Genomic DNA, 16072 nt, shown 5'->3' with positions numbered 1-16072 from the left:
CCGTCGGTGCGACGCTCAATCTTCGCCGCCTGCGCGGATCGCGTCGGCACGCGATTCGAGTCGAGCGAGGCGCGGGCTGCCCAGGGCATCGGCCGGCGACGGTTCCAACAGCGTGGTCAGCGTCATCGGGTGCAGCTTCTTGAGTTGCGCCACGTCGAGCTTGCGGATGAATTTCCAGCCGATCGGCGTCTTGATGAAGGCAAAGCCGGTCGGCAGGTCGACATAAACGTCGAAGTCCTGGGACGGCAGCGCGCGTTGCGCGTGGGCCGGCAGGGTGGCGGCGGCAGCCAGCACGAGTGCCGGCACGAGCTTTGACAGCAGGCGGTTGAACATGGGATCTCCGTGATGCAGTGGCGACCGGCGCGCGGACTGCCGGGACTCGACGATCTGCGCTGCGGCAGTTAAGGGTTAACCCTAGTGTATGCGCTTTGGCGCCTCCTTGCTCGCCGGCAAGGAGCGCAGCGCGCCGTCACGGCTGGCGTCCGTCCGGCCGGCTAGCATCCGGTCATGCCCGTCACCCTTGCCGACCAGTTGGTCGTGGCCATCTCATCGCGCGCGCTTTTCGACTTCGAGGAGGAGAACACCGTCTTCGAAGCGAACGACGACCGCGCCTACATGCAACTGCAGTTGCAGCGCCTGGAGAAGCCGGCGCGTCCGGGCGTCGCCTTCTCATTGGTGCGCAAGCTGCTCAGCTTCAACTCGGGCGACGCCGCGCGGGTCGAGGTGGTGATCGTGTCGCGCAACGACCCGGTCTCGGGCCTGCGCGTGTTCCGCTCTTGCCAGCACTACGGCCTGCCGATCCAGCGCGGCGTGTTCACGCGCGGCGCCTCGCCGTGGCGCTACCTGAAGCCGCTGAGCGCCAACCTGTTCCTCAGCGCCAACGAGGCCGATGTGCGGGCCGCGCTCGAGCGCGGATTCCCGGCCGCGCGCGTGCTGCCGCATTCTGCGCGCGCCACCGATGCCCATCCCAACGAGGTTCGCATCGCCTTCGACGGCGACGCGGTGCTGTTCTCGGACGAGGCCGAGCGCGTGTTCCAGGCCGACGGGCTCGACGAGTTCCAGCGCCACGAGGCGGCACGCGCGGCGAGCCCGCTGCCGGCCGGCCCCTTCAAGCCGCTGCTGACGGCGCTGCAAAGGCTGCAGCGCGAGGGCACTGCCGCGATGAGACTGCGCACCGCGCTCGTTACCGCGCGCAGCGCACCGGCGCACGAGCGCGCCGTGCGCACGCTGATGGACTGGCAGATCGAGATCGACGAAGCCATGTTCCTGGGCGGCCTCGCAAAGGGCGAGTTCCTGCGCGAGTTCGAACCCGACTTCTTCTTCGACGACCAGACGCGCCACGTGGAGAGCGCTGCCGGCCATGTGCCGGCCGGCCACGTGGCTGCGGGCGTGGCGGGCGGCTGAGAGCCGCCCGGCGCGTAACGAGAAGCTACCGACCCCCGCGCTCGCGGGTGTGCCAGGCTTCGACCGTGGGGCTGTTTCCTGCCATCGCTCACCTAAGGTTGATCGATTGCCGCAGAGATCCGTCCGCGGCCATGCAGTCCAAGAGCCCTCATGAACCAAGCCTCCTTGCGAGTGCTCGCCATCGCCACGGTCATGAGCATCCCGGCGCTGGCCGAGGATCAGTACATCTTCGGTTACGGCGACGGCGGCGCCGTACGTGACGCGCTCGTCCGCCACGGCTCCGAGGAGTTCCGACCCTTCGAGCTTGGCTGGTATGCCAGTGCCGCTTGGCACGCTGGCCCGAGCCAGGACGGCGAAGCAACCGGCCGGTGCCTGATCTGCACGGCTGCCGCAAACGACGGCGGCTTCGCGAACCCCGACCGCCCTGGTGCCGACGCTGCGTTCAGCGAGTTGGCTGGCGGCATCGGCTATGACACGCACAGCCGTGCGGCCGACCTCTACGCCGACGCGACCATCGCCCGTGATCGGCCGCCGGCTGCCGACGGCAACGACCCCGCAGACGCGCTCGAGATCCCGCCCGCGCGCGCGCCGGGCACCTACGCGTTGATGCTGGCCGGCCTCGGCGCGATCGGCTTCGTCGCGACGCGCCGCCGCGTCTGATCTGCGGCTGCCGCAATGACCCGATGGCAGCTTCGGCTGCCCTTTCTCATGCCGCACGCGACTGGTAGCGCCGCAGGCCTTCGAGGTCGAGCACGCGCACACCGCCGTACTCGATGCGGATCAGGCCGACCGCCTGCAACGTTCGCAGCGCGACGTTGACCCGCTGGCGCGACAGGCCGACCAGGTAGCCCAGCTCCTGCTGGGTGATCTTGAGCAGCGAGCCGACGCCGGGGTAGAGCACCGGATGGAACAGTGCGCCCAGGCTGCGTGCGACGCGTGAGTCGGGGTCGCTCAATCGGTCGATCTCGCGCGCACCGATGAACTGGCCGAGCCGCTCGTTGAGCTGCTGCAGGATGAAGCGGTTGAAGCCGATGCTGCGTTCGAGTAGCAGATGGAAGGTCTCGACCGGTATGCCGGCCACCAGGCTGCTGCGCAGCGCCTCGATGTTGTAGCGGTAGGGCTCGCGCTTGAGCGCGGTGCCCTCGCCGAACCAGCCGCCAGGCGGCACGCCCGTAAAGGTGATCGGCATCCCGACCGCCGAGTCGTTGCTCATCTTGAGCAGGCCGTCGAGCAGGCCGAACCAGTAGGTCGGGGCACGGCCGACGCGGCACACCGTCTCGCCAGCGGCCACCTCGACCACCCGCATCGTCTGCTGCGCGAGCAGGCGATCCTCGTCGTCCAGCCGCGCCACCCAGGGCACGGCATCGAACTCGTCGGTGTGCGCCGCGCGCGAGCGCGCCCGCAGGCCGGCCATGGTGAGCGCTTCGGGGGCGACGGTTTGCACGGGAGGAGCCAGCGACTTGCGATCAGGGGGTGGGAAAGTCCCTTCCGGACAGGCCCTTAGATTGTCTTTGGAAAGACACCTCGGCGTCAAAGCGCGCCCTAGCATCGCGACGCATCCGCAAGGAGAACCCAGGTGCAGACCACGTTCGTTCGCCTTCTTCACGAGCACGCGACGCAGCGCCCGCAGGCGCCGGCGCTGCGCGAGAAGGAATACGGCATCTGGCAGACGCTGAGTTGGGGCGAACTGGCCGCGCTGGTGCGCGATATAGCCGGCGGTCTCGCGGCGGCCGGCCTCGCGCGCGGCGACCATGTGGTCGTGGTCGGCGACAACCGTCCCCGGCTCTACGCCTCGATGCTGGCAGTGCAGACACTGGGCGGTATCCCGGTGCCGCTGTACCAGGACGCCGTCGCGGCCGAGTTCTTGTTTCCGCTCGGCAACGCCGAGGTCGGCTTCGCCATCGTCGAGAACCAGGAGCAGGTCGACAAGCTGCTCGAGATCCGCCCGCAATGCCCGCGCCTCGCACGCATCTGGTACGACGACCCGCGCGGCATGCGCAAGGTCGAGGAGCCGGGCCTGGCCTCGCTCGACACGCTGGTGGCTGACGGGCTCAACTTCAACATCCACCAGCCTGACTTCGTCAGGGCCGAGGGCGAGCGCGCGCAGCCGCAGGACGTGGCGGCGATGTTCTTCACCTCCGGCACCACCGGCAACCCGAAGGGCGTGGTGCATACGCACGCCTCGCTGATCGACCGCGCCGCCGCCGGCGCCCGCTTCGACAAGCTCACGGAGCACGAGGAAGTACTGGCCTACCTGCCACCGGCCTGGGTCGGCCAGAACATCTTCAGCTACTCGCAGTGGCTGGCCTGCGGTTATGTCGTCAACTGTCCGGAGAACGCGAGCACGGTGACGATCGACCTGAAGGAGGTCGGCCCCACTTACTACTTCGCGCCGCCGCGCGTCTTCGAGGGCCTGCTGACCAGCGTGATGATCCGCATGGAAGACGCCGGCAGCTTCAAACGCTGGCTGTTCCGGCACTTCATGGACCTGGCACGCCGGGTCGGCCCGTCGGCACTCGACGGCCACCCGCTGCCTCCCATCGACCGCCTGCACTACGCGCTCGGCCAGCTCTTCGTCTATGGCCCGCTGCGCAACACGCTGGGCCTGTCCCGGGTACGCGTGGCCTACACCGCCGGCGAGGCGATCGGACCCGACCTGTTCAGCTTCTACCGCTCGATCGGCATCAACCTCAAACAGCTCTACGGCTCGACCGAGACCGCGGTCTTCGTCTGCCTGCAGCCAGACAACGAGGTGCGTGCCGACACCGTCGGCGTGCCGATCGAGGGCGTCGAGATCAAGGTCGACGACAGCGGCGAGATCCTGGTGCGATCGCCCGGCCTGTTCAAGGAGTACTACAAGAACCCGGGCGCCACCGCCGAGGTCACGAGCGCCGATGGCTGGTACCGCACCGGCGACGCCGGCTTTCTCGATGCCGGCGGCCACCTCAAGATCATCGATCGCGCCAAGGACGTCGGCCGCCTGGCCGGGGGCGCCAGCGACGGCGCGCTGTTCGCGCCCAAGTACGTCGAGAACAAGCTGAAGTTCTTTCCCTTCATCAAGGAGGCGGTCGCCTTCGGCCACCAGCGTGACCGCGTCTGCGCCTTCATCAACATCGACTTCGATGCGGTCGGCAACTGGGCCGAGAAGCGCAACCTGCCCTACGCCGGCTACGCCGACCTGGCGGCCAAGCCGGAGGTGGCGGAGTTGGTGCGCGACTGCGTGCAGAAGGTCAACGCCGACCTCGCCGCCGACGCGCTGCTGGCGGGCTCGCAGATCAGCCGCTTCCTGATCCTGCACAAGGAACTCGACGCCGACGACGGCGAGCTGACCCGAACCAACAAGGTCCGTCGCGGCACCATCGCCGAGAAGTACGGCGTGCTGGTCGAGGCGCTCTATGCCGGTGCGAGCGAGCAGTACATCGAGACCCAGGTCAAGTTCGAGGACGGCCGCAGCGGTAGCATCTCGGCCACGCTGAAGATCGGCGAGGCCGAAACCTACCCGGCCGCGGCTGCCCTCGGGAGGGCCGCGTGATGGCCGACGGTTCAGTGATCCTCGACGTGCGCAACATCAGCCTGCGTTTCGGCGGCGTCAAGGCGCTCTCGGACATCAGCTTCGACGTGCGCGAGCACGAGGTGCGCGCGATCATCGGCCCCAACGGCGCCGGCAAGAGCTCGATGCTCAACTGCATCAACGGCGTCTACCAACCGCAGGAAGGCTCGATCAGCTTCCGCGGCAAGACCTTCAAGCACATGAACTCGCGCCAGGTGGCCGAGATGGGCGTGGCGCGCACCTTCCAGAACCTGGCGCTGTTCAAGGGCATGAGCGTGCTCGACAACATCATGACCGGGCGCAACCTGCGCATGAAGAGCAACCTGTTCCTGCAGGCGCTGCGCATCGGCCCGGCCGAGCGCGAGGAGATGGCGCATCGCGCGGTGGTCGAGCGCATCATCGATTTCCTCGAGATCCAGGCTCACCGCAAGACACCTGTCGGCCGCCTGCCCTACGGCCTGCAGAAGCGCGTCGACCTCGGCCGCGCGCTGGCGATGGAGCCGCAGGTGCTGCTGCTCGACGAGCCGATGGCCGGCATGAACGTAGAGGAAAAGCAGGACATGTGCCGCTTCATCCTCGACGTCAACGAGGAGTTCGGCACCACCATCGTGCTGATCGAGCACGACATGGGCGTGGTGATGGACATCTCCGACCGCGTGGTCGTGCTCGACTACGGCAAGAAGATCGGCGACGGCACCCCGGACGAGGTGCGCGGCAACGAGGACGTGATCCGCGCGTACCTCGGCACCAGCCACTGAGCGCGAGGTTGCATCGATGGGCTTCTTCCTCGAGACCCTGTTCGGCGGCCTGATGGCCGGCATGCTCTATTCGCTGATCGCGCTCGGCTTCGTGCTGATCTACAAGGCCAGCGGCGTCTTCAACTTCGCGCAGGGCGCGATGGTGCTGTTCGCGGCACTCGCGATGGCGCGCTTCTCGCAGTGGATCCCGGCCTGGCTCGGCTTCGACAACCGCACGCTGGGCAACGTGCTCGGCTTCGTCGCCGCGATGGCGGTGATGGTGGCGGTGGCCTGGCTGATCAACCGGCTGGTGCTGTCCAAGCTGGTCAACCAGGAAGGCATCACGCTGCTGATGGCCACGCTCGGCATCGCCTACTTCCTCGACGGCTTCGGCCAGACGGTGTTCGGCTCCGACATCTACAAGATCGACATCGGCATGCCCAAGGAGCCGATCTTCATCCTCGATCGCCTGTTCGAGGGCGGACTGCTGATCAACAAGGAAGACCTCTACGCGGCGCTGATTGCCGCCGCGCTGGTGGCGGCACTCAGCCTGTTCTTCCAGAAGACCGCCACCGGCCGCGCGCTGCGCGCGGTGGCCGACGACCACCAGGCCGCGCAGAGCATCGGCATCCCGCTCAACCGCATCTGGGTCATCGTCTGGAGCGTGGCCGGCTTCGTCGCGCTGGTCGCCGGCGTGATCTGGGGCTCCAAGCTCGGCGTGCAGTTCTCGCTGTCGCTGGTGGCGCTGAAGGCGCTGCCGGTGGTGATCCTCGGTGGCCTGACCTCGGTGCCGGGCGCGATCGTCGGCGGCCTGATCATCGGCGTCGGCGAAAAGCTCAGCGAGGTCTACCTCGGGCCGATGCTCGGTGGCGGCATCGAGATCTGGTTCGCCTACGTGCTGGCGCTGCTGTTCCTGCTGGTTCGCCCGCAGGGGCTGTTCGGCGAAAAGATCATCGATCGCGTCTAGGAGCTCCATCCGTGTTCTACCGCGAGAACGGCCAGTTCAAGACCAGCTACCGGGCTGATCAACAGATCTTCCCGATCCGGCAGGACCGAATCGCGATCCTGCTGATGCTGGGTTTCGCGTTCCTGGTCATTCCGGCCTTCGCCAGCGAATACCTGTATCGCGCGATCCTGATCCCGTTCCTGATCCTGTCGCTGGCCGCGATCGGGCTGAACATCCTGGTCGGTTACTGTGGCCAGATCTCGCTGGGCACCGGCGCCTTCATGGCGGTCGGCGCCTACGCGGCCTACAACTTCCAGGTCCGCATCGACGGCATGCCGATGCTGCTGGCGATGCTGCTCGGCGGTGCCTGCGCCACCGCCGTCGGCGTTCTGTTCGGCATACCGTCGCTGCGCATCAAGGGCCTCTACCTGGCGGTGGCCACGCTGGCGGCGCAGTTCTTCGTCGACTGGGCATTCCTGCGCGTCGCCTGGTTCACCAACAACTCGTCGTCCGGCTCGGTCAACGTTTCCAATCTGAGCTTCCTCGGCATACCGCTCGACACGCCGGTGGCCAAGTACCTGTTCTGCCTCGATGTCGTTCTGGTGTTCGCGTTGCTGGCCAAGAACCTGGTGCGCGGCCACATCGGCCGCGAGTGGATGGCCATCCGCGACATGGACGTGGCAGCAGCCGTGATCGGCATCCGGCCGGTCTACGCCAAGCTCAGCGCCTTCGCCGTGAGCTCCTTCATCGTCGGCGTCGCCGGCGCGATGTGGGGCTTCGTCCACCTCGGCTCGTGGGAGCCGGCGGCGTTCTCGATCGACCGCTCGTTCCAGTTGCTGTTCATGGTCATCATCGGCGGCCTCGGCTCGATCATGGGCAGCTTCTTCGGCGCCGCCTTCATCGTGATCCTGCCGATCATGCTCAACCAGTTGCCGGCCTTGTTCGGCGTGCAAATCGACACCGCATTGGCATCGCACTTGGAGTCGATGATCTTCGGCGCGCTGATCGTGTTCTTCCTGATCGTCGAGCCGCACGGTATCGCGCGGCTGTGGTCCACCGCCAAGGAAAAGCTGCGCCTGTGGCCATTCCCGCACTGAACATCGGCGCCGAAACGCCCGTCACGAGTGATTCCCGCACCGCAGAGTGCATCTTTGTTCCATCCCTGGAGGCAGACATGAAACTGAAGTCCCTTGCGCTTGCCGCCGCCGTCATGGCGGTCGGCATCAGCGCCACCTTGGCTCCCGTCACCGCCAGCGCCCAGGCGGCCAAGGAGCAGTTCTTTCCGGTGCTGGTCTATCGCACCGGTGCCTACGCGCCCAACGGCGTGCCCTTTGCCAACGGCTATGTCGACTACCTGAAGCTGGTCAACGCGCAGGGCGGCATCAATGGCGTCAAGCTCTCGTTCGAGGAGTGCGAGACCGGCTACGCCACCGACCGTGGTGTCGAGTGCTACGAGCGGCTCAAGGGCAAGAACGGCGGCGCCACGGTGTTCCAGCCGCTGTCGACCGGCATCACATTCGCGCTCACCGAGAAGGCGCCGGCCGACAAGATCCCGCTCATCACCGCCGGCTACGGCCGCAGCGAGAGCGCCGACGGCAACGTCTTCAAGTGGAACTTCCCGCTCGCCGGGACCTATTGGGTGGCGGCCGACGTGCTGATCCAGCACCTGGCCAAGAAGGAGGGTGGATTCGACAAGCTCAAGGGCAAGAAGATCACGCTCGTCTATCACGACAGCCCCTACGGCAAGGAGCCGATCCCGCTGCTGACCGAGCGCAGCAAGATGCACGGCTTCGAGTTCAGCGCGATCCCGGTCACGCACCCCGGCGTCGAGCAGAAGGCCGCCTGGTTGCAGATCCGCCAGAGCCGGCCCGACTACATACTGCTGTGGGGTTGGGGCGTGATGAACTCGGCCGCACTCAAGGAGGCAGTGGCCACCGGCTACCCGCGCGACAAGATGTATGGCGTCTGGTGGGCCGCCGCGGAGCCCGACGTGAAGGACGTGGGCGAGGGCGCGAAGGGCTACAACGGCCTGGCGCTGCAGCATGGCGCCGGCCAGGCCAAGGTCCATCAGGACGTGCTGAAGCTGGTCCACGAAAAGGGCCAGGGCACCGGCCCGAAGGAGGAAGTGGGCACCGTGCTGTACACGCGCGGCCTGATGTCGGCGATGCTGGCGGTGGAAGGCGTGCGCCGCGCCCAGGAGCGCTATGGCAAGGGCAAGGTCGTCAGCGGCGAGCAGGCACGCTGGGGCTACGAGAACCTGGCGCTCGACCAGAAGAAGCTCGACGCGCTTGGCTTCTCGGGCGTGATGCGGCCGATCTCGACCAGTTGCGCCGACCACATGGGCGCCTCCTACGCCCGCGTCCACACCTGGGATGGCAGCAAGTGGAACTTCAGCTCCGACTGGTTCCAGAGCGACGACCAGATCATCAAGCCGATGGTCAAGGCCGCGGCCGACAAGTACGCGAGCGAGAAGAAGCTGACTCGTCGCACCCCGGAGGAATGTCAGAGCTGAGCGGCGACCCCGCCCGGACTTTGAGCTTCTTGCACCACGCCCTTCCCCCTGGAGGGAAAGGGCGAGGGAGGGCTCCTGCGGAGCCCTCATGCAAGCACCGAGCACGGTGCTTGCATGAGTGAAGGCCGACGACCATGAGCACATCACCGAACATCCTCCTCAACGTCAACGGCATCGAGGTCATCTACAACCACGTGATCCTGGTGCTCAAGGGCGTCTCGCTGCAGGTGCCCGAGGGCAGCGTGGTCGCGCTGCTGGGTGGCAACGGCGCCGGCAAGACGACCACGCTGCGCTCGGTCAGCAACCTGCTGGCCGGCGAGCGCGGCGACGTCACCAAGGGCTCGATCGAGCTGCGCGGCGAGCGCATCGAGCGCCTCACGCCGGCGCAGCTGGTGCAGCGCGGCGTGATCCAGGTGATGGAGGGCCGGCACTGCTTCGCGCACCTGACGATCGAGGAGAACCTGCTCACCGGCGCCTACACCCGCACCGACGGCAAGGCTGCGGTCGCGCAGACGCTGGAGAAGGTCTACAACTACTTTCCGCGCCTCAAGACCCGCCGCACCTCGCTGGCCGCCTACACCTCGGGCGGCGAGCAGCAGATGTGCGCGATCGGCCGCGCGCTGATGGCCAACCCGAACATGGTTCTGCTCGACGAACCCTCGATGGGGCTGGCGCCGCAGATCGTCGAGGAGGTCTTCGAGATCGTGAAGGACCTGAACCAGCGCGAGAAGGTGACCTTCCTACTGGCCGAGCAGAACACCAACATCGCGCTGCGCTACGCCGACTACGGCTACATCCTCGAGAGCGGCCGCATCGTGATGGACGGCAAGGCCGCCGAGCTGCGCGAGAACGAGGACGTCAAGGAGTTCTACCTCGGAACCGGCGGCGCCAAGGACGACAGTGCACGCAAGAGCTTCAGGGACGTGAAGAGCTACAAGCGGCGCAAGCGCTGGCTCGCATGAACAATGAACGCTCGGCTGCGCCCTCGCATGAAGGCGCCTGCGGCGCCAATGAGCAAGGCGCCCGAACACGGCAATCGTTGTTTCATCGTTCATCGGCCGTCGCGCAGCGACGCCTTCATCGTTCATCAACGCCATGAGTGACGACTTCTTTGCCCTGCCTCCGTTCAAGCCCGAGGAAGGGCTCGAGCGCCTGCGGCGCGGCTTGCGTGACCTGCGCCAGTTCAGCGAGCGCGGCGCCTCGCGCTTCGACTGGAAGGGCATGCAGGCGGTCGAGGCCGCGGTCGACGGCCAGGTCATCCGGGTCCGCATTGCCAAGCGTCCCGGCCGCACGCCGGAGTGGGAAGTGCAGACGCTGCGCGACAGCGCCGACGTGCGACGCTGGCTCGACGACCTCAAGAAGCGGGTCGAGCGCTGGAGCGAGGAATGAGGCGATCCGCGACTGCTGCCTTCGAGGCGCTGCGCGAGCATGCCGCGGGCTTGCCCGGCGCGACCACCGACATCAAGTGGGGCGCCGACTGGGTTGCCAGCGTCGGCAGCAAGATGTTCTTCGTCGTCGGGCCCTGGCCGGGTCCGGTGGAGGGCTGCTCGTTCAAGGTCGATGCCGATCGCTTCATCGAGTTGACCGGACTGCCCGGCATCGCGCCGGCGCCCTACCTGGCACGAGCCCGCTGGGTAAAGGTCGACGCCACGTGCGGCCTGCCGTTGCCCGATCTGCGCGCACTGGTGAGCCGCTCGCATGCGCTGGTGCTGGCTGCGCTGCCGAAGAAGACGCAAAGGGAGTTGCTCGCATGAATCCGCCGGTCCTCGATCCCCTGGAAACGCGCGCGCCGGCGCAGCGCGAGGCGGCGCTGCTGGCAGCGCTGCCGGCGCTGGTGGCCACCGCACAGTCCGGCACGGCGGCCTTTGGCGAGATCCTGCAAGGCATCGACGCGGCCACCATCACGAGCCGGCAGGCGCTCGCGCGGCTCCCGGTCACCCGCAAGAGCGACCTGCTGGCACGCCAGCAGCAGGCGCGTGCGAGCGCCGACGGCGATCCCTTCGGCGGCTTCTCGGCCATCGGCTGGAGCGGGCTGCGCGCCGGCCGCGGCGCGCGCCGCGTGTTCCAGTCGCCCGGCACGCTCTACGAACCCGAGGGTGCGGCCGCGGACTACTGGCGCAGCGCGCGCGCGCTGCGCGCCGCCGGCATCGAGGCCGGCGACCTGGTTCACGTGAGCTTCAGCTACCACCTCACGCCGGCCGGCTCGATGATGGAAAGCGGCGCCCACGCACTGGGCTGCACCGTGTTCCCCGGTGGCGTCGGCAACACCGAGCTGCAGTTGCAGGCGATCCGCGAGCTGCGTCCGCAGGCCTATGCCGGCACGCCGAGCTTTCTGAAGCTGCTGCTCGACAAGGCGGCCGAGGCCGGCGAGCGCCTGAGCTTCAGCAAGGCCCTGGTCTCGGCCGAGGCCTTCCCGCCGAGCCTGCGTGACGCGGTGCGGGCGCAGGGCGTCGAGGCCTACCAGTGCTACGCAACGGCCGACCTCGGCCTGATCGCCTACGAGACCTCGGCGCGCGAGGGGCTCGTGCTCGACGAGGGCGTGATCCTCGAGATCGTGCGTCCCGGCACCGGCGAGCCGGTGCCCGACGGCGAGGTCGGCGAGGTGGTCGTGACCACGCTCAACCCCGACTACCCGCTGGTGCGCTTCGGCACCGGCGACCTGTCGGCGGTGCTGCCGGGCGCCTGTCCCACGGGCCGCAGCAACACCCGCATCCGCGGCTGGCTCGGCCGCGCCGACCAGACCACCAAGGTGCGCGGCATGTTCGTGCATCCCGGCCAGGTCGCGCAGATCCTCAGGCGCCATCCCGAGTTGCTGCGCGCGCGCCTCGTGCTCAGCGGCACCATCGCGGCCGAGCGCATGAGCCTGCGCGTCGAGGCCGCGGCCGGCGCCGACGAGGCGCTGGCATCGCGAGTCGTCGAATCGATCCGCGAGATCACCAAGCTGCGCGGCGAGGTCGAGCTGGTTGCCGCCGGCAGCCTGCCCAACGACGGCAAGGTGATCGAGGACGCGCGCAGCTACGAGTAGCCACGCGTCGCGCGCCGGCCCGCGGCACCGCTACGTAGTTTCCGCAGCGCGCGCGGTGACGCTCGGGCCCTAGCATCGGGGTCGGTCGATTCCCCAAGCTCTAGAGGAGACAAGTACATGAAGCGCATCCTGCTGGCGATGGCCACCACGCTCGCGGTGACGGGCTCGTTCGCCCAGAACTACCCGGACAACAAGCCGATCACGATCGTCGTGCCCTTCGCGGCCGGCGGCCCGACCGACAAGGTCGCGCGCGACTTCGCCGAGGCGCTGCGCAAGCAGCTCGGCAACACGCCGATCGTCATCGAGAACGTCGGTGGCGCCGGCGGCACCCTCGGCGCCTCCAAGGTCGCCAAGGCCGCACCCGACGGCTACACGCTGCTGCTGCACCACATCGGCATGGCGACCTCGCCCGGCCTCTACCGCAACCTGCAGTACAAGACCCTCGACGACTTCGAGTACCTCGGCCTGATCAACGAGGTGCCGATGACGCTGATCGGCAAGCCCTCGCTGGCGGCCGGCAACTACGCCGATCTGGTGAAGTGGATCAGCGCCAACAAGGGTACGGTCAACCTCGGCAACGCTGGCCTCGGCTCGGCCTCGCACCTGTGCGGCCTGCTCTACCAGAGCACGCTCAAGGTCGACATGACGACCGTTCCGTACAAGGGCACCGGCCCGGCGATGACCGACCTGATCGGCGGCCAGATCGACATCATGTGCGACCAGACGACCAACACCACCGGTCAGATCGAGGGCGGCAAGGTCAAGGCCTACGCCGTCACGACGCCCAAGCGCCTGCCCGGCAAGCTGGCGCAGTTGCCGACGCTTGACGAGAGCGGCATGAAGGGCTTCAACGTCAGCATCTGGCACGGCCTCTACGCGCCCAAGGGCACGCCCAAGCCGGTGCTCGACAAGCTCAACGCCGCGCTCAAGGTCGCGCTCAAGGACGCCGACTTCGACAAGCGCCAGGAGGCGCTCGGCGCGGTGGTCGTCACCGACGCGCGGGTCAATCCTGCCGAGCACAAGAAGTGGGTCGAGGCCGAGATCGGCAAGTGGGGCCCGGTGATCAAGGCGGCCGGTCAGTACGCCGACTGATCACCAAAGGCACGGACGCTAGGAACGGCCCGCCTCGGCGGGCCGTTTGCGTTCCCGACTACGACGGGCTCGTCGAAGCCGCGCGGCCGAGCGGCTCCTCGCCGAAAGGCAGCAGCTCGATCGTGACCTGCAGCCGTGGCACCGCGCGCACCAAGGCGCGGGCGATGTCCTCGCGCAGCCGCATCGAGCGGCCGATGGTCCAGTCGGCCGGAACGTGCAGATGCAGTTCGCAAAAGCGCAGCTGCGCGGCGCGGCGGGTGCGCAGGTCGTCGGCGCGAACGCCATCGACCGCGGCCACGGCTGCTCGCAGCGTGTCCTCGATGACGCGCTGTTCGGCGTCGGTCAGCGCGTGATCCATCAGGCCGTCGGCCGAACGTCGCACCAGCGCGATGCCCTCGCGCGAGATGTTGGCCGCCACCAGCAGCGCGACCGCCGGGTCGAGCCACTGCCAGCCGGTCAGCACGATCAGCAGCAGCGCCAGCACGACGCCGGCCGAGGTCCAGACATCGGTCAGCAGGTGGCGCGCGCCGGCCTCGAGCGCGATCGAGTGATGCTGGCGCGCGGCGCGCCACATGACCCAGGCCAGCAGGCCGTTGAGCGCCGAACTGGCAACCGACAGCACCATGCCGATACCGACCGCCTCCAGCGGCTGCGGCTGCCACCAGCGCAGCAGCGCGGCGACCGCAATGGCCATCGCCGCGCCGAGGATCAGCAGGCCTTCGAAGCCGCTCGAGAAGTACTCGGCCTTGGCATGGCCGAAGGGATGATCGTCGTCGGCCGGCCGCGCCGCGACCGTCACCATCCACAGTCCGAAGATCGCGGCGGCGAGATTGACGAAGGACTCCAGCGCGTCCGACAGCAGGCCGACCGAGCCGGTCCACCACCAGGCCGCCGTCTTCAGCGCGATCGTGGCCAGCGCGACGCCGACCGAAAGCCTGAAGTAGCCGTGGATCTGCATGCTGCCGTCGCCCGCTCAGCGCGGCGCCAGTCGCGCGCGCAGGAACTCGGCCGCCGGCTGCTCGCGGCCGTCGGCAAAGCGGATCAGGTAGGGCTGGCCTGTGGTGCTGGAGCGGGTGGCGATCTGCTCGATGAAGTCCTCGGCGCTGCGCACCTTGTCGCCCATCGCCTTCTGCTTCTCGCGCAGGAAGCGCGCCGCGTCGATGGCACCGTAGCCGCGACCGTTGCGGACGAACTTCAGCGACGGTTCGCGCTCGATGCCGTCGACCAGCGCGTCGATCCGGGCCTGCTCGGCCGCGGACGGGGCGGCGCCGGCAACGGTGGCAACCGCCAGCAGGCCGAGCAGCAGCGCGCGCCGAGTCAGCATCAGCTCAGGGCGCGAGAGTGATACGCGCGAACCTGCGCTTGCCCACCTGCACAACATAGGTGCCAGCGGCCAGCTTCAGCGACTTGTCGGCGACCACGCCACCGTCGACACGTAGGCCGCCTCCGTCGATGAGTCGCATGACCTCGCTGGTCGAAGCTACCAAACCAGACTGCTTGAGCAAGGCGCCGATGCCCAGTGGTGCGCCGGTCAGGGCCACTTCCGGAATGTTGTCGGGCACGCCGCCGCGCGCGCGATGCTGGAAGTCGGCATGCGCCGCCTCGGCCGCCGCCGCGCCGTGAAAGCGCGCGGTGATCTCGCTGGCGAGCATGACCTTGGCGTCCTTCGGGTTGCGACCGGCCTCGATCTCGGCCTGGAGCGCCGCGATCTCGGCCTCGCTTCTGAAGCTCAGCAGCGTGAAGTAGCGCCACATCAGCACGTCGCTGATCGACAGCAGCTTGGCGAACATGCTGTTGGCGTCCTCGCTGATGCCGATGTAGTTGTTCTTGCTCTTGCTCATCTTCTCGACACCGTCGAGGCCTTCGAGCAGGGGCATGGTCAGCACGCACTGCGGTTCCTGGCCGTACTCGGCCTGCAGCGTGCGTCCCATCAACAGGTTGAACTTCTGGTCGGTGCCACCGAGTTCGAGGTCGGCCTTGAGCGCCACCGAGTCGTAGCCCTGCATCAGTGGGTAGAGGAACTCGTGCACCGAGATCGGCGTGCCGGCGTGGAAGCGGTCATGGAAGTCGTTGCGCTCCATCATCCGCGCCACCGTGTACTTGGCGGCGAGTTCGATCATGCCGCGCGCGCCGAGCGGGTCGCTCCACTCGGAGTTGTAGCGAATCTCGGTACGGGCCGGGTCGAGCACCAGGCTGGCCTGGGCAAGATAGGTCTTGGCGTTGGACTCGATCTGCTCGCGCGTCAGCGGCGGGCGGGTGTTGTTGCGGCCGGAGGGGTCGCCGATGGTCGAGGTGAAGTCGCCGATCAGGAAGATCACCTGGTGGCCCAGATCCTGCAACTGCCGCATCTTGTTGAGCACCACGGTGTGGCCGAGGTGGATGTCGGGTGCGGTCGGATCGAGGCCGAGCTTGATGCGCAGCGGCACGCCGGTGGCCTCGGAGCGCGCCAGTTTGGCTGCCCACTCTTCCTGCGGCAGCAGTTCCTCGACCCCGCGCAGGCTGATCGCCAAGGCTTCGCGGACCTTGTCAGTTAGCGGATACTTCGGCGCAGACGCCTCGGACGATTGATGACGACTGAGCTGATCGGAAGTTGCAGAAACGTGAGCCATTGGGCGCCCGGGGCTTGGGATGGAGTGTTCTTGAGGGTTATCGCCGAAGGCCGGCCGGCCGGCGCGGCTAAAATCGCGACCTCTCTCGGGATTGTAGGGGCGGCCTTTGATGCGCCCCAGCTTGGTTCCCGAGGCTTGAGACTCCCTGTCCGGGCCCAGCGTTGGTTCGGCGTGCATGGTGGCCGCGGCCGCCACGC

17 protein-coding genes are annotated in these 16072 nt (G+C 67.8%); 12 read left to right on the top strand and 5 right to left on the bottom strand.

Translation table 11 applies throughout. From position 1 onward, the window contains the following. Positions 1–15: 15 nt before the first annotated feature. Entirely contained in the window at positions 16–333 is a 318-nt protein-coding gene (locus EV670_RS00290) for a hypothetical protein (RefSeq protein ID WP_130429833.1), read from the bottom strand. A 174-nt stretch (positions 334–507) separates the two neighbouring features. On the opposite strand from EV670_RS00290, the gene EV670_RS00285 reads away from it, so the two are divergent. Together EV670_RS00285 and EV670_RS00280 are read left to right on the top strand one after the other, a co-directional pair. After that, a complete protein-coding gene (locus EV670_RS00285) occupies positions 508–1404 on the top strand; it encodes a 5'-nucleotidase (protein WP_130429832.1) in 897 nt (298 codons plus the stop codon). Positions 1405–1575: 171 nt separating this feature from the next. Beyond that, on the top strand, positions 1576–2064 hold the full coding sequence (locus tag EV670_RS00280) for a PEP-CTERM sorting domain-containing protein (protein WP_130429831.1): 489 nt from the start codon (positions 1576–1578) through the stop codon (positions 2062–2064). Between the two features lie 46 nt (positions 2065–2110). Here EV670_RS00280 and EV670_RS00275 read toward each other — a convergent pair whose 3' ends face one another. Next, positions 2111–2818 carry a Crp/Fnr family transcriptional regulator gene (locus EV670_RS00275; RefSeq protein ID WP_242616848.1) on the bottom strand — a complete coding sequence of 236 codons (708 nt, stop codon included), beginning with the start codon at positions 2816–2818 and terminating at the stop codon, positions 2111–2113. Positions 2819–2980: 162 nt separating this feature from the next. On the opposite strand from EV670_RS00275, the gene EV670_RS00270 reads away from it, so the two are divergent. From EV670_RS00270 to EV670_RS00225, 10 genes are all read left to right on the top strand, one after another. Beyond that, positions 2981–4936 carry an AMP-dependent synthetase/ligase gene (locus EV670_RS00270; RefSeq protein WP_130429829.1) on the top strand — a complete coding sequence of 652 codons (1956 nt, stop codon included), beginning with the start codon at positions 2981–2983 and terminating at the stop codon, positions 4934–4936. Beyond that, entirely contained in the window at positions 4936–5712 is a 777-nt protein-coding gene (locus tag EV670_RS00265) for an ABC transporter ATP-binding protein (RefSeq protein ID WP_130429828.1), read from the top strand. The genes EV670_RS00270 and EV670_RS00265 overlap by 1 nt, the downstream gene beginning before the upstream one ends. A 16-nt stretch (positions 5713–5728) precedes the next feature. Further along, positions 5729–6658 (top strand): branched-chain amino acid ABC transporter permease, encoded by a 930-nt coding sequence (locus EV670_RS00260; protein ID WP_130429827.1) that lies wholly within the window; start codon positions 5729–5731, stop codon positions 6656–6658. A gap of 11 nt (positions 6659–6669) precedes the next feature. Continuing rightward, positions 6670–7734 carry a branched-chain amino acid ABC transporter permease gene (locus EV670_RS00255; RefSeq protein ID WP_130429826.1) on the top strand — a complete coding sequence of 355 codons (1065 nt, stop codon included), beginning with the start codon at positions 6670–6672 and terminating at the stop codon, positions 7732–7734. Between the two features lie 77 nt (positions 7735–7811). Further along, complete coding sequence (locus tag EV670_RS00250) at positions 7812–9149, top strand: ABC transporter substrate-binding protein (protein WP_130429825.1); 1338 nt, start codon at positions 7812–7814, stop codon at positions 9147–9149. A 134-nt stretch (positions 9150–9283) separates the two neighbouring features. Further along, the gene (locus EV670_RS00245) at positions 9284–10111 is read left to right on the top strand and encodes an ABC transporter ATP-binding protein (protein ID WP_130429824.1); all 828 of its coding nucleotides are present in this window, start codon (positions 9284–9286) and stop codon (positions 10109–10111) included. A 133-nt stretch (positions 10112–10244) separates the two neighbouring features. Then, positions 10245–10538, top strand: coding sequence for a hypothetical protein (locus EV670_RS00240; protein ID WP_130429823.1), 294 nt, complete (start codon positions 10245–10247; stop codon positions 10536–10538). Then, positions 10535–10903 carry an MmcQ/YjbR family DNA-binding protein gene (locus EV670_RS00235; protein ID WP_130429822.1) on the top strand — a complete coding sequence of 123 codons (369 nt, stop codon included), beginning with the start codon at positions 10535–10537 and terminating at the stop codon, positions 10901–10903. The genes EV670_RS00240 and EV670_RS00235 overlap by 4 nt, the downstream gene beginning before the upstream one ends. Further along, positions 10900–12174, top strand: a complete 1275-nt coding sequence (locus EV670_RS00230; RefSeq protein WP_130429821.1) for a phenylacetate--CoA ligase family protein — start codon at positions 10900–10902, stop codon at positions 12172–12174. The genes EV670_RS00235 and EV670_RS00230 overlap by 4 nt, the downstream gene beginning before the upstream one ends. 117 nt (positions 12175–12291) lie before the next feature. Then, the gene (locus EV670_RS00225; RefSeq protein WP_130429820.1) at positions 12292–13266 is read left to right on the top strand and encodes a tripartite tricarboxylate transporter substrate-binding protein; all 975 of its coding nucleotides are present in this window, start codon (positions 12292–12294) and stop codon (positions 13264–13266) included. A gap of 58 nt (positions 13267–13324) precedes the next feature. Here the strand turns inward: EV670_RS00225 and EV670_RS00220 are convergent, their stop codons facing one another. Genes EV670_RS00220 through tyrS form a run of 3 tightly spaced genes read right to left on the bottom strand, consistent with a single transcriptional unit; the run spans position 13325 to position 15875 of the window. Next, complete coding sequence (locus tag EV670_RS00220; RefSeq protein ID WP_130429819.1) at positions 13325–14224, bottom strand: cation diffusion facilitator family transporter; 900 nt, start codon at positions 14222–14224, stop codon at positions 13325–13327. Positions 14225–14239: 15 nt separating this feature from the next. Beyond that, entirely contained in the window at positions 14240–14590 is a 351-nt protein-coding gene (locus tag EV670_RS00215; RefSeq protein WP_130429818.1) for a DUF5329 family protein, read from the bottom strand. A 4-nt stretch (positions 14591–14594) separates the two neighbouring features. Next, a complete protein-coding gene (gene tyrS, locus EV670_RS00210) occupies positions 14595–15875 on the bottom strand; it encodes a tyrosine--tRNA ligase (protein ID WP_130429817.1) in 1281 nt (426 codons plus the stop codon). Positions 15876–16072 lie beyond the last annotated feature (197 nt).

The sequence above is a fragment of the Rivibacter subsaxonicus genome, from assembly GCF_004217215.1.
Lineage (GTDB): Bacteria > Pseudomonadota > Gammaproteobacteria > Burkholderiales > Burkholderiaceae_C > Rivibacter > Rivibacter subsaxonicus.
Note: the sequence above shows the minus strand (reverse complement) of the source record. Positions and strands in the feature narration are given on the sequence as shown.